This is a genomic window from Brachybacterium sp. AG952, from assembly GCF_004362645.1.
GTDB lineage: Bacteria > Actinomycetota > Actinomycetes > Actinomycetales > Dermabacteraceae > Brachybacterium > Brachybacterium conglomeratum.
The window spans coordinates 397,278-422,544 of record NZ_SNXV01000001.1; the positions used below are offsets into that span (position 1 = coordinate 397,278).

Genomic DNA, 25,267 nt, shown 5'->3' on the forward strand with positions numbered 1-25,267 from the left:
CAGCACCGCGACGGCGCGGTGCTGCGTCGCCCCGGCGACGACCTGGCACATCACAGGAGATGGCTATGACCCGCAACGCTGCTCTTCCCGGCTCCCCCCGATCCCGCCGGCTCTCCCGGCGCAGCGCCCTCGGCCTCGGCGGCGTCGCCCTCGCCGGCGGCACGCTCGCCGCGTGCGGCGGTAACACCGGCGGCCTCACCGACACCGGCGGAGGCGGTGGTGGCGAGACGCTCTCGCAGTGGTACCACCAGTACGGCGAGGACGGCACGCAGGAGGCCGTGAAGAAGTATGTCGAGGGGTACAACAAGGCGACGGTGAACGTCAACTGGGTCACCGGCGACTACGCGGCGCGGCTCTCCACCGCGCTGCTCTCCGGCGGCGGCGTGGACGTGTTCGAGAACAACGCCATCGCCGTGGACCAGGCCGAGCAGGGCCGCTACGTCGACCTCACCGACGTCATGGAGCCGGTCAAGGACCAGTTCAACGAGGCGTCCCTCGGACCCGTCACGATCGACGGCAAGATCTGGGGCATCCCGATGATCCTTGATCCCCAGCACTTCTACTACCGCAAGAGCCTGTTCGAGAAGGCCGGGATCCAGCCGCCGGAGACCTGGGACGACCTCGTCGCCGCCGCCACCGAGCTCACGACGCCCGATCAGAAGGGCCTGTTCCTCGGCAACAACTTCGATGCGAACTCCTGGGCGATGGTCTGGGCGGCCGGCGGCTCCCCGATGAACGAGGCGAAGGACGCCGTCGCCTACAACACGCCCGGCTACGCCGAGGGGCTCGGCGCCGTCCAGCAGATGATCGAGGACGGGGTGCTGCTGACCGGCGCGCCCTCGGACTGGGCCGATCCCGCGGCCTTCGCCGCCGGGCTCTCCGCGATCACCTGGGGCGGCTGCTGGGCGCTGCCGGCCCTCGAGGAGCAGCTGGACGACATCGGCGTCTTCCCCCATCCCGCCGTCGGCGCGGACGGGCGCCAGGTCGCGTTCATGGGCTCGTGGAACGAGCAGGTCGCCGGCAACAGCGAGAAGATCGACGCGGCCAAGGAGTTCGCGAAGTGGCTGTGGATCGATCAGACCGAGTCCCAGACCGACTGGGCGCTCAGCTACGGCTTCCACATCCCGCCGATCACCGCCGTGGCCGAGCAGGCCGAGGCGCTCAAGGAGGGCAACGGCCTCGAGATCGCGACCATGGCCAAGGACATGGGCGTGACCGGCCCGCCCGAGTGGACCGGTGACATCAGCACCCCGCACTCGGACGCGGTCAGCAACATCCTCAAGAACGGCGCCGACCCCGCCGAGGAGCTGGCGAAGGCCGAGGAGGCCAGCAACCGGGCGATCGGGTCGTGAGCGCCTCGACCGAGGTGCGGGCCGCCGCCCCGGCGCGAGCGGCCCGCACCGGTCCCACCAGGATCAAGGGCAGCGGCCTCGCGTTCTGGCTGTTCTTCACCCCGTTCCTGGTGGGCCTGCTCGTCTTCACGATCCTGCCGCTGATCTGGGGCGGGACCCTGAGCCTGTTCGAGGCGCGCGGCACCGTGCTGCCCACGAAGTTCATCGGCCTGGACAACTTCCGCGGCTTCCTCGTCGACACGGCGTTCCTGCAGTCCCTGCGCACCTTCATCGTCTTCGCACTGTTCATCGTGCCGGTGACGATGGCGTCCTCGCTGGCCCTTGCGGTGCTGGTCAACGGCCTGCCGCGCTTCCAGATGTTCTTCCGCTCGGTGTTCTTCCTGCCCACCGCCTGCAGCTACGTCGTCGCCTGCGTGGTGTGGCGGCTGTCGCTGTTCAACGGCCTGGAGTCCGGTGTGGTCAACCAGGTCCTCGGCGTCCTCGGGATGGAGTCGGTCTCCTCCTGGCTCTCCGCCTCCCCGTACTGGTGGATCGTGCTGGTCAGCGTGCGGCTCTGGCTGCAGGTCGGCTTCTACATGCTGCTGTTCCTCGCAGGCCTGCAGGCGATCCCCACCCAGCTGTACGAGGCGGCGGCGGTGGACGGGCTCAGCCCCGGCGGGTTCCGCATGTTCCGCCTGATCACCCTGCCGCAGCTGCGCACCACCTCCGCGGCGGTGCTGCTGCTCCTGCTCATCGCGGCCTTCCAGGCGTTCGACGAGTTCTACAACCTCACCGGCAACAACCCCGAGACGCGGCCGCCGCTGGTGTACCTGTACAACATCGCGCTCGGGCCGCAGCAGGACTTCGGTCGCGGCTCGGCCGGCGCCCTGGTGCTCACCGCGATCATGGTGATCGCCGGGCTGCTGCAGACGTGGCTGGTGGGCTTCGGCTCCGACGACGACCGGCGCGGCGGACGCTTCGGTCTCCTGCGCAGGCTGCTGCGTCGGCCCGCGGTCACCCCGCAGGAGGGAGCGCGATGACCGCCCAGCTGCACATCGTCGGTCAGCGGCGCAGCAGCGCCGGGCGCGTGCTGCGCTATGCCGTCGCCTCCGTGCTCGCGCTGATCTTCCTGATCCCGTTCTACGCGATGGTGAAGACTGCCCTGTCCACGAACGAGGAGATCTACTCGCAGGACTTCGTGTTCTGGCCGAGCGACCCGCAGTGGCAGCGGATCCCCGAGCTGTTCGCGGACCCGCGCTATCTCGACGCGCTCATGAACTCGGCGATCATGGCGGTGGTCTCCACCTCGCTGTCGATCCTCATCGCCTCGCTCGCGGGCTATGCGCTCGTGCGCATCCCGAACCGGGCCGCGAAGCCGATGTTCACCCTGGTCATCGTGGTGCTTCTGGTCCCGGCGACCACGGCGTTCGTCCCGAACTTCATCATCGTCGCGTCGCTGGGCTGGATCGGGACGCTGCAGGGCCTCATCGTCCCGGGCCTGTTCAGTGCGTTCAACGTGTTCCTGTTCCGGCAGTTCTACGTGAATTTCCCCCGGGAGATCGAGGAGGCCGCGTACATCGACGGCGCGGGATTCTTCCGCACCTTCTTCCGGGTGGTCTTCCCCAACACCCTGCCGTTCGCCTCCGCGCTGACCGTGCTGGGGCTCATCGGCTCCTGGAACGCGTTCCTGTGGCCGCTGGTGGTCGCCGGCGACGGGCAGAACGCGATGACGGTGCAGATCTACCTGTCCTCCTTCCTCACCGCGCAGACCTTCGACTACGGGGGCCTGTTCATGGCGGCGACGGTGAGCCTCATCCCGGTGCTGCTGGTGTTCTTCGTGCTCCAGCGCTACCTGGTGGCGGGCATCGCGGCGACGGGCCTGAAGGGATGAGCCGCGCCGTCCCCGCCTGGGAGATGCCGCTGGCCGATCCGGACGTGGTCCGCGTGCCGGGAGGCTGGATCGCCTACGGCACGGGGCCCGTCCGGGACGGGAGGGCAGTGCCCGCCGCGTTCTCGGAGGACCTCGACTCCTGGCGCGGGATCGGGAACGTCCTCGAAGCGCTCGGCCCCGAGGCGGGGGAGTCGTACTGGGCACCCGAGGTGTGCGAGCGCGACGGTGCCTGGTGGATGTACTACTCCGTCGGCCACGGAGACCGCGGCCACCGGGTGCGGGTCGCCCGGGCCGACGCGCCCGAGGGCCCGTTCCAGGATCAGGGTGCGGTGCTCACCCCCGAGGAGCCGTTCGCGATCGACGCCTCGCCGTGCCGCCTGCCCGACGGGCGCTGGTGGCTGTTCTTCGCCCGCGACGTGCTGGACCACGAGCGTCCCGGCACCCACCTCGCCGGCGCCGAGCTGCTCACCCCCACCGTGCTCGGCCCGATCCACGAGGTGCTCGCGCCATATGCGGACTGGCAGGTCTTCGCCCACGACCGCGAGATGTACGGGCAGGTGCTGGACTGGCACACGCTCGAGGGACCGCATGTCCTTCTCGCCGGGGGGCTGCTGCTGATGACCTTCTCCGGCGGGTCCTGGCAGGGGCCGGGCTATCGCACCGCGTGGGCCTGGTCCCGTTCGCCCGAGGGGCCGTGGACGGTGCCGGAGGCGGGAGAGGACGTGCTCCTGCGCACGGACGAGGAGTTCATCGGTCCTGGACACAACTCCTGCACCCAGGGCCCCGACGGTCGCCCGCTCATCGCGTTCCACGCCTGGGACGACGCGGCCAGCGGCCGGTACATGCATCTGCGCGAGCTCGCGGTGGGGGAGGATCCGCCCTCGCTGCGGGTCCTGCCGAGGCGTCCCGTCGTCGGCCCCGGGGAGGCGACCGCGGCCCTGGGGAGCTGACACCGGCCCTGGGAACGCCGCAAAGATCACAGAGGTTTGCCTTACCTCCCGTCCCTGGCCTGGGATGGAGGGACGGTCGCCGGCACGCGGCGGCCCCGTCCCGCAGGAGGCAGCCCATGACGACTCTCGAGCACTCGATCGTGATGGGCGGAAGCATGGCCGGACTGCTCGCCGCCGCGGCTGTCGCCCCGCACAGCGCCCGCGTCACGATCGTCGACCGCGACCCGCTGCCGGTCGACGGGCCCGACGCCTTCGCCCCGCGCCGCGGCGTGCCCCAGGGCGGAACCGTCCACCGCCTGCTCGCCCTCGGCGAGGCGCAGATGGAGGAGCTCCTGCCGGGCCTGCGCGCGGATCTCCTCGCCGCCGGCGCCACCCCGCGCGCCGCCCGCGAGGCGGACCCCGTGCTCGACGAGGCGACCCCGAACGAAGGCGCCCCCGCCGCCGCCGACGGCCCGCTCGGGACCGACGAGCACGATGCCCCGGACGTCGACGAGCCCGGCACCCTGTGGCTCACCCGCCCCGTCCTCGAGGGCGTGGTCCGTCGCCGCGTGCTCGCCCTGCCCGGCGTCGAGGCGGTCCAGGGCGCCGTCGGCGGACTCCTGACCAGCGACGACAAGCGCACCGTGACCGGCGTGCAGCTCCGCGGCGGGGACGCCGGCGAGCTGCACGGCGACCTCGTCGTCGATGCGGCCGGGCGCAGCAGCCGCGCCGCCACCTGGGTCGAGGGCCTCGGGTTCGAGCGCCCGCGCACCCTCGGCACCCGCGTCCACGTCGCCTACACCTCGCAGCGCCTGCGCCTGCGCGAGGGCGCGATGCCCGAGGGCGCCGAGTCTCTCGGGCAGCCGGCGACCGGCAACAGCCCCTTCACGATCGACCTCGAGCCGTGCGGGGCCGACGAGCACATCCTCTCCATCGCCGGCACCGCCCGCCACCAGCCGCCCACCGATCTCGAGGGCCTGCTGGACATGGTCGCGCTGCTGCCTGAGCGGGAGACCGCCGACGCCCTGGACAGCGCCCTCGAGGGCGCGGAGCCGGTGGGGGAGCCGTCGGTCGCGAAGGCCGCGGGCGCCCACCGCCAGCTCTGGGAGGAGACGACCGACGGCCCCGCAGGCCTCGTCCACATCGGCGACTCCGCCGCGATGTTCACCCCGCTGTACGGCCAGGGCATGGCCATGGCCGCGGTCGGCGCGGTCGCGCTGGGGGTCACGCTCGCGGACGACGGGGCCGACGGCCTCGCCGCCCGCTTCCCCCGCCTGCTCGGCGCCCTGCTGGACCGCGCCTGGGAGATCACCACCTCCCGCGACGCGCAGATCCCCGGCGCCGAGATGCTGGTCGACGGCGCGGTGGTCGAGGAGCTGCCGGCGGCCGGGTCGCTCGTCGGCGCCGCCTCGGGCGAGTAGACCGCGGCGTCCGGCGTCCGGCGTCGGGCGTCCGGTGCTCCGGTGCCCGACTCCGCGCCGTGGCGCGCCGCGGCAGAGTTCCTCGCCGACCAGGCGCGGCTCAGCGCGAGTAGGTGAGGATCCGGTAGCGCAGCCCGTTCGCGGCCTCGTGCCAGCCCTCGGTAGGATCGGCAGCGGTGACCGTGAAGTCCGCGGGGATCTCGGGGGCGAGGGTGTCCCCGTCGACCTGGAGGTCGATCTCGGTGACGACCACCCGTTCGGCGACCTCGATCGCGTCGGCGTAGATCGAGCCGCCGCCGATCACCCAGGTGGTCCCTGTCGGGCCGGCCTCGGTCGCGGCGAGCTCGAGCGCCTCCGGCAGCGAGCGGGCGCGCACCGCGCCCGGCAGGTCGAGGGAGTCGTCGCGGGTGATGACGATGTTCGTCCGCCCCGGCAGGGGGCGGAACCTCGGCGGGAAGGACTCCCAGGTGCGCCGTCCCATCACGACGGGGGAGCCGGAGGTGGTGCGCTTGAAGTGCCTCAGGTCCTCGGGCAGGTGCCAGGGCATGGTGCCGCCGGCGCCGATCACCCCGCCGCGCGCCTGCGCCCAGATCATGCCGATCCGCGGTGTGGTCGTCCCCTCGGCCGCACCGGTCTCGCTCGCTGCGAGCTCGTCGGCCGCGCCCATCGCGCGCGCAGCGGCCGGGCCAGTGCCCGGGGCCGCGCCTGCGCTGCTCGCCCCGTCGGCCGCGCTCACACCGCCACCGGAGCCTTGATGCCCGGGTGGTGCTGGTAGCCGACGATCTCGATGTCCTCGGGCTCGTACTCGAGGATCGAGTCGGGCCGGCGGTTCAGTCGCAGCTCGGGGTAGGGGTACGGCTCACGGGAGAGCTGCCGCTCCACCTGCTCGACGTGGTTGTCGTAGATGTGGCAGTCCCCGCCGGTCCACACGAAGTCGCCCACCTCGAGACCGGTCTGCTGGGCGACCATGTGGGTGAGCAGCGCGTAGCTGGCGATGTTGAAGGGCACGCCGAGGAACAGGTCGGCGCTGCGCTGGTACAGCTGGCAGGAGAGCTTCCCGTCGTGCACCTCGAACTGGAACAGGGCGTGGCACGGCGCGAGCGCCATCTGCGGGATGTCCGCCGGGTTCCAGGCCGAGACGATCAGGCGCCGCGAGTCGGGGTTCGTGCGGATCTGCTCGACCACGTCGGTGATCTGGTCGATCATGCCGCCGTCGGGGGTGGGCCAGGAGCGCCACTGCGCCCCGTAGACCGGGCCGAGGTCGCCGTTCTCGTCGGCCCACTCGTCCCAGATCGTCACGTCGTGCTCGTGGAGGTAGCCGATGTTCGTGTCCCCGCGCAGGAACCACAGCAGCTCCACGATGATCGACCGGGTGTGCACGCGCTTGGTCGTGACCAGCGGGAACCCCTCGGAGAGGTCGTAGCGGATCTGCTTGCCGAAGAGGCTGCGGGTGCCGGTGCCAGTGCGGTCGCCCTTGGCGTGGCCGGTCTCCAGGACCTCGCGCAGCAGGTCCTCGTAGGGGGTCGGGATCGTCACCGGGGGAGCTCCTCGTTCTCGGGGCGGGCAGTGGACTCGCGCACGACCAGCGAGTACGGCGTGTCGATCGTGCGGGGCGGGCCGTCGTAGCCCTGGATCCGCTCGGCGAGCAGATCCAGCGCGGTCGCGGCGAGGGTGAGCTTGTCGGGCGCGATGGTGGACAGCGACGGGATGGTGAAGGGGCTGTCGGGGGTGTCGTCGTAGCCGATCACGGCGACGTCCTCGGGCACGCGCCGGCCCAGGCGGCGAAGCATAGCGAGCGCGCCGGTGGCGAGGTCGTCGTTGCCGCACACGATCCCGTCGACCTCCGGATGGCGCGCGAGCAGCTCGCGCGCCCCGCCGAAGCCGTCCTCGCGACGCCAGTCGTCCACGACCTGGATCCGGGCGGGCTCGCCGCCGAGGTCGTGCGCGTCCAGCGCCGCGAGGAAGCCGTCGCGCCGCATCGTCCCGGAGGAGTGGGGCTGCTTGCCCTGGGCGGTGTCGATCGCGCCGATGAACGCCAGGCGCCGACGGCCCTGCGCGATCAGGTGCGAGGTCGCCTCGTACGCGGCGCCGACGTTGTCGATGCGCACGTAGTCGCTGCCCTGCGGGAGCGTCTCGGGCAGGTGCTCGCCGATGAACACGGTGGGCTGGCTGGTGCGCTCCATCCGCGCGAACAGCTCCTCCTCGAGCATCAGCGGGTTGAAGATGACCCCGTCGCCGAGCACGCGCTTGAACCCCTCGAGCACGGTCCGCTCCGCCTCGCGCCCGCCGGAGGTCGAGTGCAGCAGGATCGTCTGTCCGCGCTCCTGCGCCACCTCGATGAACTGCTGGGCCAGGTTCGAGAAGTAGGAGAAGTCCAGCGAGGGGACGGCGAGGGTGATCATGCCGCTCGCCCCGGTGCGCAGCTGCTGCGCTGCGACCTGGGGGCGGTAGCCCACCTGCAGGATCGCCTCGCGCACCTTCTCGCGGGTGGAGTCCTTCACGTGCGGGTAGTCGTTGACCACGTTGGAGACGGTCTTGATCGAGACGCCCGCGAGCTCGGCGACGTCGCGCAGCGACGGCGGACGTCGGCGGCGGGTCGCGGGGCTCGAGGGCATGAGGTCGATTCTCGCACCGCCGGGCCTGCGGGGGAGCCGACGTGACCGAGGTCGTGTCGAGAGCGCCGGGGCGGGGTGTCAGCAGAAAGGGGACTGCAGCGGCATGCCGCGCGGCTGAGCGGCTCAGTGTGCCGATGGAGTCCCGTTTCTGCAGAAGCCCGGGAGCGGCGGGACGCCGTTGACGGGGAGGCAGGCCTGTGGAAGCATGTTTGCAACGTTGTATAAACTGTCGTCGCGCCGGGCGCAGCTGCCCGGTGGCACGACCTCGCCGCTCCCTCGCTCCGCCGTCGATCGTCGCTCCGACGCCGCATCGCCGGCCCGCCCCACTCCAAGGATGCCGACACCGATGTCTTCGCCCGTCACCCTCACCCTGCACCCGTCCTTCCAGGTCGCACCCGTGCGCCGTCGCACCTTCGGCGCCTTCGTCGAGCACCTCGGGCGCTGCGTCTACACCGGCATCTTCGAGCCGGACCACCCCTCGGCCGACGAGGATGGCTTCCGCGCCGACGTGCTCGCCCTGACCCGCGAGCTCGGCGTGAGCTCCGTGCGCTACCCGGGCGGGAACTTCGTCTCCGGCTACCGCTGGGAGGACGGCGTGGGCCCTGTCGAGGAGCGCCCCGCCCGCCACGACCTCGCCTGGCACTCCACCGAGCCCAACACCGTCGGGCTCGACGAGTTCATGGCCTGGGCGGGCAAGGCCGAGGTCGAGCCGATGTACGCGGTGAACCTCGGCACCCGCGGGATCGAGGAGGCGCTCGACGTGCTCCAGTACGCGAACGCCCCGCAGGGCATCGCGTACTCGGACCAGCGCGCCGAGAACGGCCACGCCGAGCCCTACGGCATCCGCATGTGGTGCCTGGGCAACGAGATGGACGGCCCCTGGCAGGCCGGGCACAAGACCGCCGAGGAGTACGCCCGGATCGCCACCGAGGCCGCCCGCCTCATGCGCCAGGAGGACCCGGAGCTCGAGCTGATCGCCTGCGGCTCCTCCAGCTCGCAGATGGAGACCTTCGCGGCCTGGGAGAACACCGTCCTCACCGAGTCCTACGACCTGGTCGACATGATCTCCGCCCACGCCTACTACTCGGAGAAGGACGGCGACCAGGCCTCCTTCCTCGCCTCAGCCGACGACATGGACCACTTCATCGACTCCGTCGTCGCGACCGCCGACCACGTGCGCGCCAAGCTCAAGCGCGACAAGCGCATCATGATCAGCTTCGACGAGTGGAACATCTGGTACCAGCACCGCGCCGAGTCCCGCCCGCCCAGCGGTGACGACTGGCCGGTCGCACCGGTGCTGCTCGAGGACACCTACAGCGCGATGGACGCCGTCGTCTTCGGCAACCTGCTGATCTCCCTGCTGCGCCACAGCGACCGCGTCGCCTCCGCGTCCCTCGCCCAGCTCGTCAACGTCATCGCCCCGATCATGACCGCGCCCGGCGGGGAGGCCTGGAAGCAGACCACCTTCCATCCCTTCGCGCTCACCTCCCGTCACGCGGCCGGGCAGGTGCTCGACGTGCGCGTGACGGCGCCGAGCTTCGAGAACGCCCGCTTCGGGAAGAGCTCTGCGGCCGATGCGGTGGCGACCTGGGACGAGGAGTCCGGCGCGCTGACCCTGTTCGTGGTGAACCGCGGGCCCGAGGGCGAGCAGGCGCTGAACGCGGACCTGAGCGGCTTCGGCGATCTCGAGCTGGTCGAGGCCGTCACCCTCCACCACGAGGACCCCTACGCCGCGAACACCCAGGACGCGCCCGAGACCGTCGTGCCCGCACCGAACGACTCGGTCGCGCTGGACGGCGGCCACCTCGTCGGCGCGCTGCCCGCGATCTCCTGGTCGATGATCCGTCTGGCCCGCCGGGCCTGACCCCCTGACACGGTCCGGCCGGGTGGAGCGACCCCGGCCGGGCCGCCACCCACCCACACCCACCGACCGCGTCTGCAGATGTGGGCTTCCAGCGGCACGCTGAGCCGCTGAGCGCCGCAGCGTGCCGCTGGGATCCCCTTTCTGCAGACGTTCCGCCCCGTCGTCCCGTCCTACCTCCCCGAGGAGCCCTCGATGACCGCCCGCACCCTGACCACCGGCCTCCTCGGCGCCCTCGCCCCGACCTCGACCGGCACCCGCCCGCTCGCCCCGCGCACCGGAGAGACCGACGGGCCCGCCCGCGTCGTGATCGACCTGGACCTGCCCGGCGCCACGATCTCCCGCCACCTCTACGGCCACTTCGCCGAGCACCTGGGCCGCTGCATCTACGGCGGCTTCTACGTGGGCGAGGACTCCGAGATCCCTAACGTGCGCGGCATCCGCACCGACGTGGTCGAGGCGCTGCGAGCCCTGCGGATCCCGAACCTGCGCTGGCCCGGCGGCTGCTTCGCCGACGACTACCACTGGCGCGACGGGATCGGCCCGCGCGGGGACCGCCCCCGCATGGTCAACTCCCACTGGGGCGACATCGTCGAGGACAACTCCTTCGGCACCCACGAGTTCATGGACCTCGTCGAGCTGCTCGGCACCGAGGCGTACGTCAACGGCAACGTCGGCTCCGGCACGGTGCGCGAGATGAGCGACTGGATCGAGTACCTCACCCGCGCCGACGACTCGCCGATGGCGGCGCTGCGCCGCGAGAACGGCCGCGACGAGCCGTGGACCGTGCCGTTCTTCGGCATCGGCAACGAGGCCTGGGGCTGCGGCGGGAACATGCGCGCCGAGGACTACGCCGCGCTCGCCCGCCAGTACGCCACCTACGTGCGCGACCACGGCGACAACCAGGTCACCCGCATCGCCGCCGGCGCCTCCGACGGCGACTACGCCTGGACCGAGGCGCTGATGCGCGCGATCGACGGCCTCGAGGGCCGTGACGGCCGGCCCGGCCCCTTCCAGGCGATCTCCCTCCACTACTACACGATGTCCGGGCCGTGGGAGGACAAGGGCAGCGCCACCGAGTTCAGCGACCAGGAGTGGTACCGCACCCTCTCCCGCGCCGTCCGCGCCGAGGAGCTCGTGGCCCGCCACGCCACCGTCATGGACCGCCACGACCCGTACAGGAAGGTCGGCCTGGTGTTCGACGAATGGGGCACCTGGTGGAACGTCGAGCCCGGCACGAACCCCGGATTCCTGTACCAGCAGAACACCGTGCGCGACGCGCTCGTCGCCTCGCTGCACTTCGACGGCTTCCACCGCCACGCGGACCGGCTCCTCATGGCGAACATCGCCCAGACCGTGAACGTGCTCCAGGCGATGATCCTCACCGACCCGGACTCCGGCGCGCTCGTGCTCACCCCGACGTACCACGTCTTCGCCATGAACGCCGGGCACCAGGACGCCGCCGCGCTCGACGCCCACCTGCTGCTGCCCGAGGAGGTCGCCGAGGTCGACGGCCGCCCGCTGCCGCTGGTCTCCGCCTCCGCCTCGCTGCGGGCCGACGAGGGCACGGCGCTCGTCTCGCTGTCGAACCTCTCGGCCGACGAGCCTCGCACCCTCGTCCTGGACCTGCGCGGCCGTGAGGTCGTGGGCCATGAGGTGACCGTGCTGACCGGCGCCACGACCGCCGCCCACAACACCCCCGAGAAACCGGACGCCGTCGCCCCGGTGCCGCTGACGGACGTGCGCGAGCACGAGCGCGGGCTCGAGGTGACCCTGCCGCCGCACTCCTTCGCGACGGTGCGGCTTGACCTCGCCTGACCGCGGCGCCGACCAGCCCCGGCAGGGCGCGAGAGTGGAGAGGTCCGGTGCGTCGGCCGGTGGTGCGGAGGAGCGCCGCGAGCACCTCCGCACCCTGCTGGGTCTCGACCCCACCACGACGGAGGGAAGCCTCGCCGCCGTGCCGCCGGCCCCGTCGGACGGCGGCCCGGTCGAGGTGCAGCTGCTCGCCCCGTGCGGGGAGCCAGGAGCCGCGCCGGATGCCGACCCCGACGTGATCCCGGCGTTCCTGCTGCGCCCCGACCCGGCCGTCGACACCGGCGCCGGCGTCGTGCTGGTCGCCGGGCACGGTCGCGGCATCGACGCCCTCGTCGCGACCGACCCTCCCGACGAGTACCACGACGCCCTCGCCCACAAGCTCGTCCGCGCCGGACTGACGGTGCTGTGCCCGGAGATGATCAGCTTCGGCCGACGCCGCGTCCCGCCCCCGCCGGGCGGCGCCCCCCGGGTGCCCGAGGAGAAGACCTGCGAGATCGACGCCGCGCGCCACCTGCTGCACGGCCGACCGGTCATGGGTCGCCGCATCGCCGACGCCCGCGCCGCCGTCCAGGCGCTGCGCGCCCTGCCGGACGTCGACCCGCAACGGGTCGCCGTCGCCGGCGGCTCCGGGGGAGGGGCGGTCGCCCTGCTGCTGGCCGCGGCCGACGAGACGATCTCCGCGGCGCTGGTCGCGACCTTTTTCTGCAGCTTCGCAGCGAGCATCGCCTCCATCCGGCACTGCCCCTGCAACATCGTCCCTGGCCTGCTGCCCGAGCTCGAGATGGCGGACATCGCCGCGCTGATCGCCCCGCGCCCGCTGGTGATCGAGGCGGGGGAGCGCGACCCCATCTTCCCGATCGCCGCGACACGTGGGGCCTTCGCGCAGCTGCGGCCGGTGTGGGAGGCGTACGGTGCCGTCCCGCCCGAGCTCGTCGTCACCCCGGGCGGACATGCCTTCCGCGCCGAGCGCTCCCTCGAGGCGCTGTGCGAGCACCTCGCCGGCTGAGGGTGCCGCCGTCGGTCGCCGGGCGGCCGAGGTCTCCGTCGGTCGCGAGATGCGCCGCGAGCGAGCGTCCGCCGGCCGCCCCGGTCACCGGCCCCGCCCGTCGGCCGCTCCCGCGCACGCGCTGTCAGAGTGACAAGATCGAGTGTTTGCGCCCAGGGGTGGGGGAGATGTCCCCTTCTGCCGTACGGTGAACGGTGTGCTGGACGCCGCACCCCGACGAGGGGACGCGCGCGGCACCCGAGACCTCAGTCCCTGTCCCTTCGACGATTGTGAATCCCCTTATGCAGGTAGCTGCCCGCAACAAGCTGTCCGCTCCTCCTCGCCTGGCCAAGAACGGCCTGCGCATCACCCCGCTCGGCGGCCTCGGCGAGGTCGGCCGCAACATGACCGTGTTCGAGCACCACGGCAAGCTGCTCATCGTGGACATCGGCGTGCTCTTCCCCGAGGACCACCAGCCCGGCATCGACGTGATCCTGCCGGACTTCACCTCGATCCGCGACCGCCTCGACGACATCGTCGGCATCGTGCTCACCCACGGCCACGAGGACCACATCGGCGGCGTCCCGTACCTCCTCAAGGAGCGGGCCGACATCCCGCTGTACGGCTCGGAGCTGACCCTCGCCTTCATCACCGCGAAGCTCAAGGAGCATCGCATCACCCCGAAGACCATGCAGGTCAAGGCCGGGGACCGCCAGAAGGCTGGGCCCTTCGACCTCGAGTTCGTCGCGGTGAACCACTCCATCCCGGACTCCCTCGCGGTGTTCATCCGCACCTCCGCCGGCTCCGTGCTGCACACCGGCGACTTCAAGATGGACCAGTTCCCGCTGGACGGTCGCATCACCGACCTGCGCGCCTTCGCGCGCCTCGGCGAGGAGGGCGTGGACGTGTTCCTCACCGACTCGACCAACGCCGAGGTCCCCGGCTTCACGATGAGCGAGCGGGACCTCACCCCCGCGATCGACCGGGTCTTCGCGACCTCACCGCGCCGCGTGATCGTCTCGAGCTTCGCCAGCCACGTCCACCGCATCCAGCAGGTGCTCGACGCCGCCCACGCCAACGGCCGCAAGGTCGCCTTCGTGGGCCGCTCGATGGTGCGCAACATGAAGATCGCGCGCGAGCTCGGCTACCTCTCCATCCCCCGCGGCCTGGTCGTCGACTTCCGCAAGATCCAGTCGATGCCCGATCACAAGATCACCCTGATCTGCACCGGCTCCCAGGGCGAGCCGATGGCGGCGCTGGCGCGCATGGCCAACGGCGACCACCAGATCCAGGTGGGCGAGGGCGACACCGTGCTGATGGCCTCCTCGCTGATCCCCGGCAACGAGAACGCGATCTACGGGATCATCAACAAGCTCATCGACCTCGGCGCGAACATCGTCCACAAGGGCAACGCGAAGGTGCACGTCTCCGGTCACGCGAGCGCCGGCGAGCTCGTGTACTGCTACAACATCGTCAAGCCGAGGAACGTGCTGCCGGTGCACGGCGAGTCCAAGCACCTGCACGCCAACGCCGATCTCGCCCGACGCACCGGAGTGCCCGAGGACCGCGTGGTCGTCGGCTTCGACGGCGTGGTCGTGGACCTCGTGGACGGCAAGATCAAGGTCGCCGGCAAGGTCGACGCGGGCCTCGTCTACGTGGACGGCCAGACCATCGGCACCGCCACCGAGGACACCCTCGCCGAGCGCCGCATGCTCTCCGGCGGCGGCGTGGTCACGGTGGTCGCGCTGATCGACCCCAAGACCCACAAGCCGGTCGAGCCGGTCGAGTTCCTCACCAAGGGCTTCGTGCACGACAAGAAGACCTTCGAGGGCGCCTCCGCCCAGGTCGAGAAGGCACTCGCGCAGTCGAAGACCGACAAGATCGACGACATCGCCGAGATCGAGCAGATCGTGGTCGACACGGTCAGCAATCACCTGCGCCGCACCTACCGCCGCGAGCCCGCGGTGATGGCCGTGGTCATCGACAGCTGAGCCCTCGAGCCGGGCGGCATGGTCCGCGCCGGTCATGACGGTCGCCGCGGGCGGCGCTCCGGATAGCAGGGACGCCGCCCGTGGCGCGTCGGGGGATCGCGATCATGCAGGCCCCTCGTGCGGGCCCTGCGCTGCTCCCCGCGAGGCCGCCTGGCTCTGCCTCCCGAGGCCGCTTTTTCGCGGTGAGCTCACCAGGCCGGGGATCCGCTTGTAGTTCAAGAGGGCAAGTTCCATCACGGGCAAGAGCGCCCGGGCCTGCCCCCAGTGGGAGGTTCCATGCTGCCATGCTGAGGTATACCTCAGAGCGCAGATCTGTCCCAAAACTGCTGTTTCGGACCCTGTGGGACGGGGGAGCTTACGGTGCCGTAGCTGTCACGCAGGGTGCTGCTCAATGCAGCAGAAGTGTCACGTTGGGGTGTCGCCAGCTCGTGCAGTACGCCAAGGTTGGTGCCTGATCACGCGTCGGTCCTGACGCGCTTGGCTATTGCACGCAACCGAGGGTCTCGTGATTCGACTTGGCGAGCGAGTATCGCCCGAGTGGACGGCGTATCCAGGTCGAAGAGGGCCATAGCGGCGGAGGTTCGTACGTCGGCATCGGCATCGTCGAGTGCTGTCGCGAGAGCGTTCATCGCAGCTTCCGCGGCAGGCCCGACGAAGCAGAGCACCTCCGCGGCATGCCGGCGAACTGTGGGTGCAGCGTCGGATAGCGCGGCGGTCAGTGCGGGCACGGCAGCCTCTCCGAAGGTCGCGAGCTCGCGGGTCAGGCTGTTCCAGCGGCTGTCGTCCCCTTCGCCTAAGTGCCTGGTGAGGATGGGTATGGTCCGGGGGTCTCCGATGCGTGTGAGCGCCCACCGAGCCTTCGCAGCCACGTCAGAGTTGCTGTCGTCCGCGAGAGGAAGGATGGCGTCCAGGGTGGACGGGTGTGCGATCTTGCTCAGCACGTGCAGGGATTGCACTCGAGCGGCGGGGTCAGTGCTGTCCAGGGCGTCGAGCAGCAGTGGAACGGCGGCGTCGGCGATCCGAGCCGCAGCCCACGAGATCGTGTCGCGCACAAAGAAGTCCCGTTCGGACCACAGTCGAGCAACGAGGGCCGGTGCGGTCGCGGGCACAGCGAGCGTGCCGAGTTCGAGGGCAGCAGCTTGACGCACGTCGCGGTCGATATCGATCAGTCCGCGGAGCGCCCTGTCGACCGCGGGGTCCCCGGTGAACTCGATAGGCGCTGGTACGACGTCGCTGGTGGTGGGCTGGCTGGGAGTCATGACAGGGGACGCTAGAGGTTGCCGTAACGGGAAGGTCAAACCTGGATACTCTGGGATCGTGCAGTACTCGATCAGTGATGCGGCGAAGATGGCGGGTGTATCAACGCGCACACTTCGCCACTACGACGAGATCGGTCTTCTGGCCCCCGCAGCGGTCGCCGCCAATGGCTACCGCTGGTACGGCCGGGACGAGCTGCGTCGCCTGCAGCGGATCTTGCTCCTGCGCGAGATGGACGTTCCGCTACCGGAGATCGGGGCGATCCTTGCCGGTTCCGAAGACGAAACGGCCGCGCTACGCCGGCACCTGGCGCTGGTCCTCGCGGAGCGCGATCGACTCGACCAGATAGCCACCACCATCAACCGGACGATCGCCGATCTCGAAGGTCATCGACGACTGCCCGACGTCGACTTCTTCCGCGGCTTGCATCAGACCCGGGACAGCCTCGCTGCCACCTTGCATGAGCGATTCGGCGAAGAAGCCGTGAGAGCTCTGCAACACGGCATCTCTTGCATGGAGGGCTGGGCACGGAGTGACCACGACGAGATGGCCACCACCGGTGACGAGCTCTACGGGCGCCTCTCGCGCGCACGGCGCGCCGGAGTTGCTCCCGCCTCGTCCCAAGCACTCGATCTCGTCGCCGAACACTACGAAGCTGTCCAAGCGGTGTGGCCGGTCGACCCCGCGACGTACTACGACATCGGTGACTTGATCGAGACCGACGTCGACCAACGAGCGATCGTCGAGTCCGTTGATCCCGCGCTTCCTGCCTGGCTTGGAACAGCTATCAAGCACTTCGCCACGCATCGACTCGGGCTTGCACCCTGAGCGCCTCTTCGAGTATGCCGCCCTCGTTCCGCGGGAATGTCACGATGGGGTATACCCAGTGCGACGGATGTGTCGCAAAAGTGCACCTTTGAGCCGTAATGGGAACCGTAAATGATTGGCCAGTAACTGTCCTGCTGGGGTGTACCTGTTTGGTGCTGCTCCGGCGACTGGGGAAGTCTCCGAGTAGTTCTCGTCTCGCTAGATGCACCTTGTGTGGCGGCCCCCGGAGGGCTCGCTGTGGCTGTCTTGGGCGTGTTGCGGGCAGCTTGGTGATCGGCGAGAGCGCAGCTGGCGAGGAAGCTCCTGCTGGTCGGGCGTGACCTTGTTACCTAACTGGGATGGTTCTGGTAGTTGGCTGGGCGGTTCTGGGGTGCATGATGTGCTCAATCTCCGGCGTCGGGGGGGGGGTGGAGCAGCGTGGGTGCTGCGAGTGGGTAGGAGTTCCTGCGTTGGAGATCCCTGTGTTCGGCCGGTGGTACCGCCGCGTCCTGGTGAGTGTTTCTGCTGTGTGTGCTGCGGCGTTGGTGGTCTCGGGGCTGCCGTCGGATCAGGCGTGGGGTGAGGATCCGCCGGTGGAGCCCTCGCCGGAGGTGTCGGCGCCGGTGTCTCCAGAGACGGTGGATTTCCCGTCGGCGGTGGTGCAGGCGCGTGCGACGGGTGAGCGGGTGGAAGTCACTGCGGAGCGGACGGATTCCTCGACGACGTGGGTGAACCCTGACGGCACCGTGACGACGACGCAGCACGCGGCGCCGGTGCGGTTCCAGGATGGTGAGGGGGCGTGGCAGGAGTACGACACCACGCTGGTGGAGCAGGAGGACGGGTCGATCGCGCCGGCCGCGGTGCCGGACGGGGTGGTGCTGGCCGGGGAGGTCGAGGGGTCGAGCGCGGAGCCGGCCCCCGTGGCGGAGGTCGGCGCGGGCGAGGACGCGTCGGTGGCAGTGGCGTGGGAGGACTCGCTGCCCGCCCCGGTGCTGGAGGGTTCCGCGGCGACCTATGCGGGGGCGTGGCCGGGGATCGATCTGGTGGTCCATGCGACGCGGGACGGGTTCGAGCAGTCGTTCGTAATCTCCGACCGTCAGGCGCTGCTGGAGTACGTCGGGGCCGCGCCGGCTGCGAGTGATGGTGGGGGTGAGCCGGCGCCGAGCGATGGCGGGGGCGCGGAGCCGGCACCGGTCGATGAGCCGGGCGTGGTGTCGTGGGATGTGCCGCTGCAGGTCTCCGAGGGGCTGACCGCGCGGGAAGCGGGCGGGGAGCGGATTGAGTTCGTCGATGGCGACGAAGTCGTGGTCTCCACGTTCGAGGCGCCGCTGGCGTGGGATGCGAGCGTGGATGAGGCCTCGCGGGAGCATCTCCAGCGCGCCGGGGTGAGCGTTGCGATCGTGGAGCAGTCGGGGACGGCGGTGACGCTGCGGCTCGGGGTGGAGCGGGAGTGGCTGCTGGACGAGGCCCGGGTGTTCCCGGTGACGGTGGACCCGGTGTATGCGAAGGGGACGGCGCGGCCGACCTTCGATGCGTTCGTGCAGACGAACTACTCCTCGGATCGCTCGAGCGAGCAGGAGCTGAAGGTCGGCACGTATGACGGGACGAACAAGGCCCGTTCGTTCCTGACGTTCTCGAACACGGCGTTCAAGGACGTGAAGGTCCAGTCCGCGACGTTGAACCTGTACGAGACGTGGTCGTATTCGTGCACGGCATCGGCGGTGGAGGTGTGGAACTCCGGGAGCGTGTCGACGGCGACGCGGTGGACGAACCAGCCGGCGCTGGGCACGAAGTACGGGTCGGTCACGGTCGCGAAGGGCGCGAACATCTCCTGCGCTGCGGGCTGGGTGAACATCCCGATCACGTCGCTGGCGCAGTCCTGGTCGACCAACGCCGCGGCGTCGGTGACGCTGGCACTGAAGGCGGGCTCGGAGACGAACGTGCAGGGGTGGAAGCGGTTCGGGTCGATGGAGTCGACCACGCCGCCGTCGATCACCTTCACTTACAACCGCAAGCCGAACCTCGCCACCGCGCCGACGGTCGCGGGCGCGGCGACCTCGGGGACGGAGACGTTCGTGCCGGGCAAGCGGCCGGTGCTCTCCTCGACCGCGACCGATCCGGACGGGAACCGGGTCAAGACGAATCTCCAGGTCCACACCTCGGCGACCGCGACGGCGACCACGTTGGTCGCGAAGTGCACCACGCCGCTGGGGGCCTCGGGCTCGACCCTGTCCTGCACCCCGGATGCGGACCTGCCGGATAACAAGACCCTGTACGTGCGGGCGTCCGTGGCGGATGAGCTGGGCCTGTCCAACGGGGGCTGGTCGAAGTCGACGGTGATCAAGACGGCGCAGGCCACTCCGGCCAAGCCCACGATCACCTGCGGCAGCACGTACACCAACGGCGGCTGGGTCCAGACGCCGCCGAGCGCGGATGTGAAGTGCACGGTGACGGCCCCGGCGACGACGGGCAACAACCAGGCGATCCAGCTCGATGCCCGTATCGACGGGAACGTGAAGGCGCAGATCTTCACGGTCACGGCGGGGAAGTCCGTGACGGTGACGCTGCCGAAGACCGAGGGTGGGCATCAGATCCGGGCGCGGGTGTACACGGCGTCGCGTCTGGGCAGTGACGCGGCGGTGTTCACGACCGGCTGGGGTGGGCCCTCGCTGCTGTTGCCAGGCCCGCTAGCGGCCTCGAACGGAAAGTTCCAGGTCCAGGCCACGGCTCCGCCGCGCACCGCGAGCGAGACCACCGCGGTGACCGCGCAGATGCAGTGGCGCCTGGCCGGCACGAACGATGCCTGGACCAACGCCGGGACGGCCACGAACGTCACCGCACCGCTGGGCACCCCGGTGGAGCTGACGTCGACGTTCGATGCGGCTGCGGCCTTGGCCGCGGCGGGCAACACCTCCCGCGCCCCGGTGCGGATGCAGTTCCAGGTCTGCTTCTCCTACACCGGAGTTGCGGCACCCTCGTGCACGGGGCAGACGCAGGAGTCGGTGCTGGTGCGGATCCCGCACGCCTTCGGCGGCGGATACCCCACCACCGACGTGGAGGCGGGGCAGGTCGCCCTGTACACGGGCGAGTTCCAGACCACGGCCACGGACGTGACCGTGCCCGGGTACGGCTCGAACCTCACCCTGGAACGCTCCCACCTCTCCTACACCGGGACGGGGGATGTGAAGGCCTGGCCGACCGATCCCGTGACCGGCGTGTTCGGTCCCGGGTTCACCGCGAACCTCGAGGGTGATGACGCGGTGGGGCTCGCCGGGATGGACGTGGTCGACCAGCGGATGAGCGACGGGACGATCGCGCTGCTGGACGAGGAGGGTGAGGCCCTCGTCTTCGTCAACGCCACCGGGAAGACCGGCACCGTCGTCGGTGCCCTCGTGCCCGGCACGGAGGACACCGATCTGTCCGGTGTCAGCGCGACTCTCACGGGGACCGCGGCGGCGCCGTCGCTGGTGGTGACCGAGAGCGATGGCACGAAGACGACGTTCGTGCCGGTCACGGGCGGGGCCTCGAAGAACCTCGACTGGCGGCCCGCCTCGATCGCGGAGCCCGGCCAGGCCGGGTCCACCACCTTCGGGCACAACCCCACCACCGGGGTCGTCACCCGGATCGTGGCCCCGCTGCCCGATGGGCTCTCCGGCACCGCCTGCCCCACCGCGGGCACTCTCGCGGCGGGCTGCCGGGCGATCGATCTGAGCTACACGACGGTCACCGACCCGAACGGCAAGCAGGCCCAGCGCCTGACGCAGGTCTCCGCAGTGATGTACAACGCGGGCACGAAGACGGTCGAGTCCCAGCCCGTCACCCGCTACACCTATGACTCGCTCTCGCGACTCTCGCGAGTGACCGATGTGCGCTCGAACCTGTCGACCACCTACACGTGGGAGGGCAGCACCACCCGGATCAAGACGATCACCCCGTCCGGGCTTGCCGGGTACACGCTGAACTACGCCGCGAACCCTGATACGTCGGTCCCGACGCAGGTGGTCAAGAACGTCCAGCGCGGCGCGCAGACCAGCGGCGGACAGCCGGTGCAGATCGCCTCGATCGTCTACAACGTGCCTGTCTCCGGGAGCGGGCTGCCGAACCTCTCCGAGGACGGGATCGCGGCGTGGGTGAAGGACGTGCCGGGCTCGGCCGAGCACCTCGGGCAGAAGCCCGTGAACGGGTATGCGGTGTTCGGGCCGGACAAGCCCGTCACCGCGCTGGTCGGGACCGGGGTCTCGGCGGCGGATCTCCAGTACGCGGATCTGCAGTACATCAACTCCGAGGCCTACACGGTCAACACCGCGTCCTACGGCGCCGGGGCCTGGCAGATCACCGCGACCCGGTACGACGATCAGGGCAACGTGACCCGCGAGCTCGACGCCACCGCGATCCAGACCGCGATCGCCGACCCCAGCCTCGACGGCCCGCAGGTAGATGATCTGGGCACGCGCACCGTCTTCAACGACGAGAAGAAGGACGCCGCCGGCACGGTGATCCTGCCTGCTGGGTCCGTGGTGACAGAGACGTTCGGGCCCGCCCGCACGGTGATGCTCGCCGACGGCACCACGGACAGGCTGCGCCCCCACACCCTCACGACGTACGACGAGGGTGCACCGAACGGTGGGGTGAATCCGGTGACCGGGCAGGCCTATGCCCTGCCGACCACGGTCACCGTGAACGCCACCGATATGAACGACGGCGTGACCACGGTGGTGGAGGAGGTCTCGAAGACCACCAACGGCTACGCCCCGATCGACGGAAAGGCGGCGGATGACCCGACCTCGGGCTGGGTCCTCGGCGTTTCGACCACCGTCACCGACGCGGCGGGGAAGACCACGAAGCAGCGCTTCGATGCCCGCGGCAAGGTGCTCGAGACCCGTATGCCGGCCTCGAACGGCTCCGATGCCGGCACCACCAAGACGATCTACTACACCGCCGGCGCGAACTCCGCGGATGCGTCCTGCGGGGCGAGCGACCAGGCGAAGGCCTGGGCCGGCGAGCTCTGCCGCACCTATCCCGCGGCTGCGCCCAGCAGCGGCCCCACCCTGCCCTCGACGAAGGTCACCGGGTATGACTACTGGCTGGCCCCGACCACCACGGTCGAGACCTCCGGCTCCGCGACCCGCACCAGCGAGGTGAAGTACGACGCCGCGGGCCGGGCGGTGTGGGAGAAGACCTCCACCAGCGGCGTTGCCGGGTCGGTCGCGACCGAGGCGATCTTCACCCAGTACAACCCCACCACCGGCCTGGTCGACGCGGTCGGCGTCGCCGACCCGCTGGGCACCGGGATCGGCGGCGCGAAGGACACCTTCACCTACGACCTGTGGGGCAAGGAGACCAGCTACACCAACCAGCTGGGCGAGAAGACCTCCACCAGCTACGACACCGCCGCGCGCGTCACCTCGACCGCTGACCCCAAGGGCACCACGACCTTCGCCTACGACGGCACTGACGCGAACGGGAAGCCCGAACGCCGCGGCGTGGTCACGACGCAGAAGGTCACCCGGACCGGCGCCGAGGTCCTCACCTACACCGCGGCCTATGACCCCAGTGGTGCGATGACGACGGAGAAGCTGCCCGGCGGCATCACCGTCTCCCATCACGTGGACGAGGCCGGGGAAGAGGTGGGACTGACCTACGCGGGACAGCTCACCGACCCCGAGACGGGCGATGTCACCTCGGGGGACTGGATCGCGTGGTCCCAGACCAACGACATCCTCGGCCGGGTCCGCACCGACCAGACCACGTTCGCCTCCGCCATCGCGACCACCGCCGGGATCCTCCCCGACGGCGGCACCACCGACGGGGAGATGACCGAACCGACCGGCGGGAACCCGCTGGACTTCGACCACCGCTTTACCTATGACAAGTCCGGGAACCTCGCCAAGGTCGAGGACCTCACCGGCACCCCGGTCGAGGGCAGCGACGTCAGCCCCTACACGGTGCGGGACTACACCTTCACCACCAACGGCGCCCGCGCCACGCTGAAGGAGACGATCCGGGCCGACGGCACCCCCACCGGCACCGCCACCACCGGCATCGACCAGACCCTGACCTACGACACCGCCGACCGGCTCACCGGCGGCTACGTCTACGACCCGCTCGGCCGGCAGACGACCCTCCCCGCAGCCCACGCCCCGAACCCCGCCGGTGGCGACGTGCAGCTGGGGTACTTCGATGACGACCTTCCCCAGAAGGTCGCCCAGGACGGCACCACCACGACCTTCACCCTGGACGTAGCCAAGCGGCGCCTGGTCCAGGCGAGCGACACGGGCGGGGAGGTGACGACCACGACCCGGCACTACACCGACTCCTCCGACAACCCCTCCTGGATCGAGACGACCAAGCCCGACGGGTCCACCGAGACCCTCCGCTACACCAGCTCCATCAGCGGAGACCTCGGCGCCAGCATCGCCACTGACGGCGGCGTCTCCCTCATGCTCCCCAACATCCACGACGACATCACCACCACCATCCCGATTCCCGCCGGCACCCCCGCCACCACGGCAGCAACCACCATCGCCGGCTGGTCCAGCTACACCGAATACGGCACCCCCATCGACCCCGCCCAGACAGAGACCGTCGGCACCAGCGCCGGCTACGGCTGGCTCGGAGCCAAGGAACGCTCCACCACCGCCGAGACAGCGAACCTCACCCTCATGGGCGTCCGCTACTACAATCGGATCACTGGATCATTTACCAGCCCAGACCCAATCCCGGGTGCGAACGCCACCGCCTACAACTATCCCACGGACCCCATTAACTTCGACGACACCTCCGGAGAGCGTCCAAGAATGCGGCACGACGGAGGGGGAATCGGCGGAAGTGCCGGCGGCGGCAGAAGAGTCGGCGGAGGGAAAGTAGCTGTAAGGGTCCCTCTCTATGGGAAAGCTTCCTATGCGCGAGCAAACAAGGCCTTTGACGTTCCGAAACAGTCCGGCGTGTATGTAGTCCATTTCAAGAGCGGCCACAAGTATGTTGGGCGCAGCAACAACATGTACCGACGCATTGGTGAGCATCAGAACCGCGGGAAGTTTGATAAGCATGGCGGGATCTCCAAGATCACCTTCTCAAGAAGAAGACGTCAAAGTCGCTGCGACAGCAAGAGAACGATGCGTACTGGTATTGGCGAGGAGTCGTTGGAGAAGATAAAATGGACAACATCATCAAGCCCTGTCGGCACAGACAGTGCCGTTAACTCTGTGAAAGGTGGGGGAATGTCCGAAGACGACTTCTGGAATCTTATCGCCGACGCTAGCGAGCGGGGCAAGCTAAGTATGCAGAAGCTTGAGAATTGCTTGGAGCGCCTCCCGGACGAGCAGATCATCGAGTTCGATGGCCATCTAATTGATCGGATCGACGAACTCGACATCGACCGTTGCTTGAAGGCGCTCCAACGTAATCCCGAGGTCGAACAGTCGATGTCCGACGACGGGCTCGAGTACCTGCTCTCTGGTGTGATCTCTCGGGGGCGAGAAGTGTTCGAGGAAGTGCGTCGTGATGCCAGTGTGCTCGAATCTGGCCAGTGGTTCGAGCATGAAGACCTGCTTCATGTCGCGTCAGAGTTGATCGAGGCCCGCGAGGATTCGCCGCAAACAGCAACCTCGAGACGGGGGACTGTCAGTTCTCCGGCCCGAGTATTTAGTGAGCGCTATCCGGTTCCGCCGAAAGATCTCGAAACGGACTTCCCGGCGGACACCTTCGGATGGATCCTAGCCGATGTTCAAGATGCCAGTTTCCCGGCGATCGAAGAGCTAGTTTACAATGGCGGGTCGTTCGCGATCTACCCCGAAAGTGACAGTGATTCTGTGCGATCTGCGTTCGCGGGGCCCGCCGATGCCGCCTGCGAAAAATTGCGATCAGCTATCGATTTTAGGGAGATTCCCGGGCTTGTTCTAAATATAAGTATCACAGTCGGCGATCAATCATACGGACCTGAGGTTCGGCCGATTTGCTCGAGGAACGGCCCATTTGACCTTCGGCCTGGGGTGGCAATTGGGATAGATCGGCGGTCCCTCCCTAAGTCAGAGTCCCCTGAGCTAGATATCTTAGGCGCCTCGGTAGTCTTCGATGCACTTGAGGTATATTTCGCGGGCCATGCGCAAGAACTCGCCGCCATATCTCTCCTGCGAGGTTCTTGATCAGGTCTACCGACAGTAATTGGCCAATGACTGATGTTTAACTGTCTTCAGTCGTAACGTCCCAGTACATAGCGCGACTCCTCTTAAGTGAGACTTCGGGGTTCTCCACTGAATATCGGTACGAGCCCTGGCAGGAAGGTGCACTGCGATAGGTCGCCGTTTGTGTGCCACTCGTCGGACCATCGGCCAATAGACGGCCCACTCCGGGGCGGTGCGGAAG

15 protein-coding genes are annotated in these 25,267 nt (G+C 69.5%); 11 read left to right on the forward strand and 4 right to left on the reverse strand.

Features of this window, described 5'->3' with window-relative positions; all coding sequences use genetic code 11:
• Positions 1–65: 65 nt before the first annotated feature.
• The 5 genes from DEU31_RS01810 (at position 66) to DEU31_RS01830 (ending at position 5,572) form a co-directional block, all read left to right on the forward strand.
• Positions 66–1,352 (forward strand): sugar ABC transporter substrate-binding protein, encoded by a 1,287-nt coding sequence (locus tag DEU31_RS01810; protein WP_166649341.1) that lies wholly within the window; start codon positions 66–68, stop codon positions 1,350–1,352.
• On the forward strand, positions 1,349–2,371 hold the full coding sequence (locus DEU31_RS01815) for a sugar ABC transporter permease (protein ID WP_133675349.1): 1,023 nt from the start codon (positions 1,349–1,351) through the stop codon (positions 2,369–2,371). Before DEU31_RS01810 ends, DEU31_RS01815 begins: the two co-directional genes overlap by 4 nt.
• Positions 2,368–3,222 (forward strand): carbohydrate ABC transporter permease, encoded by an 855-nt coding sequence (locus DEU31_RS01820; RefSeq protein WP_133675351.1) that lies wholly within the window; start codon positions 2,368–2,370, stop codon positions 3,220–3,222. Before DEU31_RS01815 ends, DEU31_RS01820 begins: the two co-directional genes overlap by 4 nt.
• Positions 3,219–4,172, forward strand: coding sequence for a glycoside hydrolase family 43 protein (locus DEU31_RS01825; protein WP_133675353.1), 954 nt, complete (start codon positions 3,219–3,221; stop codon positions 4,170–4,172). Before DEU31_RS01820 ends, DEU31_RS01825 begins: the two co-directional genes overlap by 4 nt.
• A gap of 116 nt (positions 4,173–4,288) precedes the next feature.
• Positions 4,289–5,572 carry a hypothetical protein gene (locus DEU31_RS01830; protein ID WP_133675355.1) on the forward strand — a complete coding sequence of 428 codons (1,284 nt, stop codon included), beginning with the start codon at positions 4,289–4,291 and terminating at the stop codon, positions 5,570–5,572.
• A 100-nt stretch (positions 5,573–5,672) separates the two neighbouring features.
• On the opposite strand, the gene DEU31_RS01835 is transcribed toward DEU31_RS01830, so the two are convergent.
• From DEU31_RS01835 to DEU31_RS01845, 3 genes are read right to left on the reverse strand one after another with little or no spacing between them, the layout of a single operon-like run.
• Positions 5,673–6,308, reverse strand: a complete 636-nt coding sequence (locus DEU31_RS01835; protein ID WP_243733667.1) for a dihydrofolate reductase — start codon at positions 6,306–6,308, stop codon at positions 5,673–5,675.
• Positions 6,305–7,108, reverse strand: coding sequence for a thymidylate synthase (locus tag DEU31_RS01840; RefSeq protein WP_133675357.1), 804 nt, complete (start codon positions 7,106–7,108; stop codon positions 6,305–6,307). The genes DEU31_RS01835 and DEU31_RS01840 overlap by 4 nt, the downstream gene beginning before the upstream one ends.
• Complete coding sequence (locus tag DEU31_RS01845) at positions 7,105–8,187, reverse strand: LacI family DNA-binding transcriptional regulator (RefSeq protein ID WP_133675359.1); 1,083 nt, start codon at positions 8,185–8,187, stop codon at positions 7,105–7,107. The genes DEU31_RS01840 and DEU31_RS01845 overlap by 4 nt, the downstream gene beginning before the upstream one ends.
• 346 nt (positions 8,188–8,533) lie before the next feature.
• Between DEU31_RS01845 and DEU31_RS01850 the strand changes: the two genes are divergently transcribed.
• From DEU31_RS01850 to DEU31_RS01865, 4 genes are all read left to right on the forward strand, one after another.
• A complete protein-coding gene (locus DEU31_RS01850) occupies positions 8,534–10,051 on the forward strand; it encodes an alpha-N-arabinofuranosidase (protein ID WP_133675363.1) in 1,518 nt (505 codons plus the stop codon).
• A gap of 192 nt (positions 10,052–10,243) precedes the next feature.
• Positions 10,244–11,866: an alpha-L-arabinofuranosidase C-terminal domain-containing protein gene (locus DEU31_RS01855; RefSeq protein WP_133675365.1), complete on the forward strand. Its 1,623-nt coding sequence runs from the start codon at positions 10,244–10,246 to the stop codon at positions 11,864–11,866.
• Positions 11,853–12,869, forward strand: coding sequence for a dienelactone hydrolase family protein (locus DEU31_RS01860; RefSeq protein WP_243733668.1), 1,017 nt, complete (start codon positions 11,853–11,855; stop codon positions 12,867–12,869). Before DEU31_RS01855 ends, DEU31_RS01860 begins: the two co-directional genes overlap by 14 nt.
• Before the next feature lie 281 nt (positions 12,870–13,150).
• Positions 13,151–14,839, forward strand: a complete 1,689-nt coding sequence (locus DEU31_RS01865) for a ribonuclease J (RefSeq protein ID WP_133675367.1) — start codon at positions 13,151–13,153, stop codon at positions 14,837–14,839.
• Between the two features lie 455 nt (positions 14,840–15,294).
• On the opposite strand, the gene DEU31_RS01870 is transcribed toward DEU31_RS01865, so the two are convergent.
• Positions 15,295–16,098, reverse strand: a complete 804-nt coding sequence (locus tag DEU31_RS01870) for a HEAT repeat domain-containing protein (RefSeq protein ID WP_133675369.1) — start codon at positions 16,096–16,098, stop codon at positions 15,295–15,297.
• Positions 16,099–16,156: 58 nt separating this feature from the next.
• Between DEU31_RS01870 and DEU31_RS01875 the strand changes: the two genes are divergently transcribed.
• The gene (locus tag DEU31_RS01875) at positions 16,157–16,924 is read left to right on the forward strand and encodes a MerR family transcriptional regulator (protein ID WP_166649342.1); all 768 of its coding nucleotides are present in this window, start codon (positions 16,157–16,159) and stop codon (positions 16,922–16,924) included.
• A 449-nt stretch (positions 16,925–17,373) separates the two neighbouring features.
• Positions 17,374–25,047, forward strand: a complete 7,674-nt coding sequence (locus tag DEU31_RS17245; protein WP_133675373.1) for a DNRLRE domain-containing protein — start codon at positions 17,374–17,376, stop codon at positions 25,045–25,047.
• Positions 25,048–25,267: the final 220 nt, after the last annotated feature.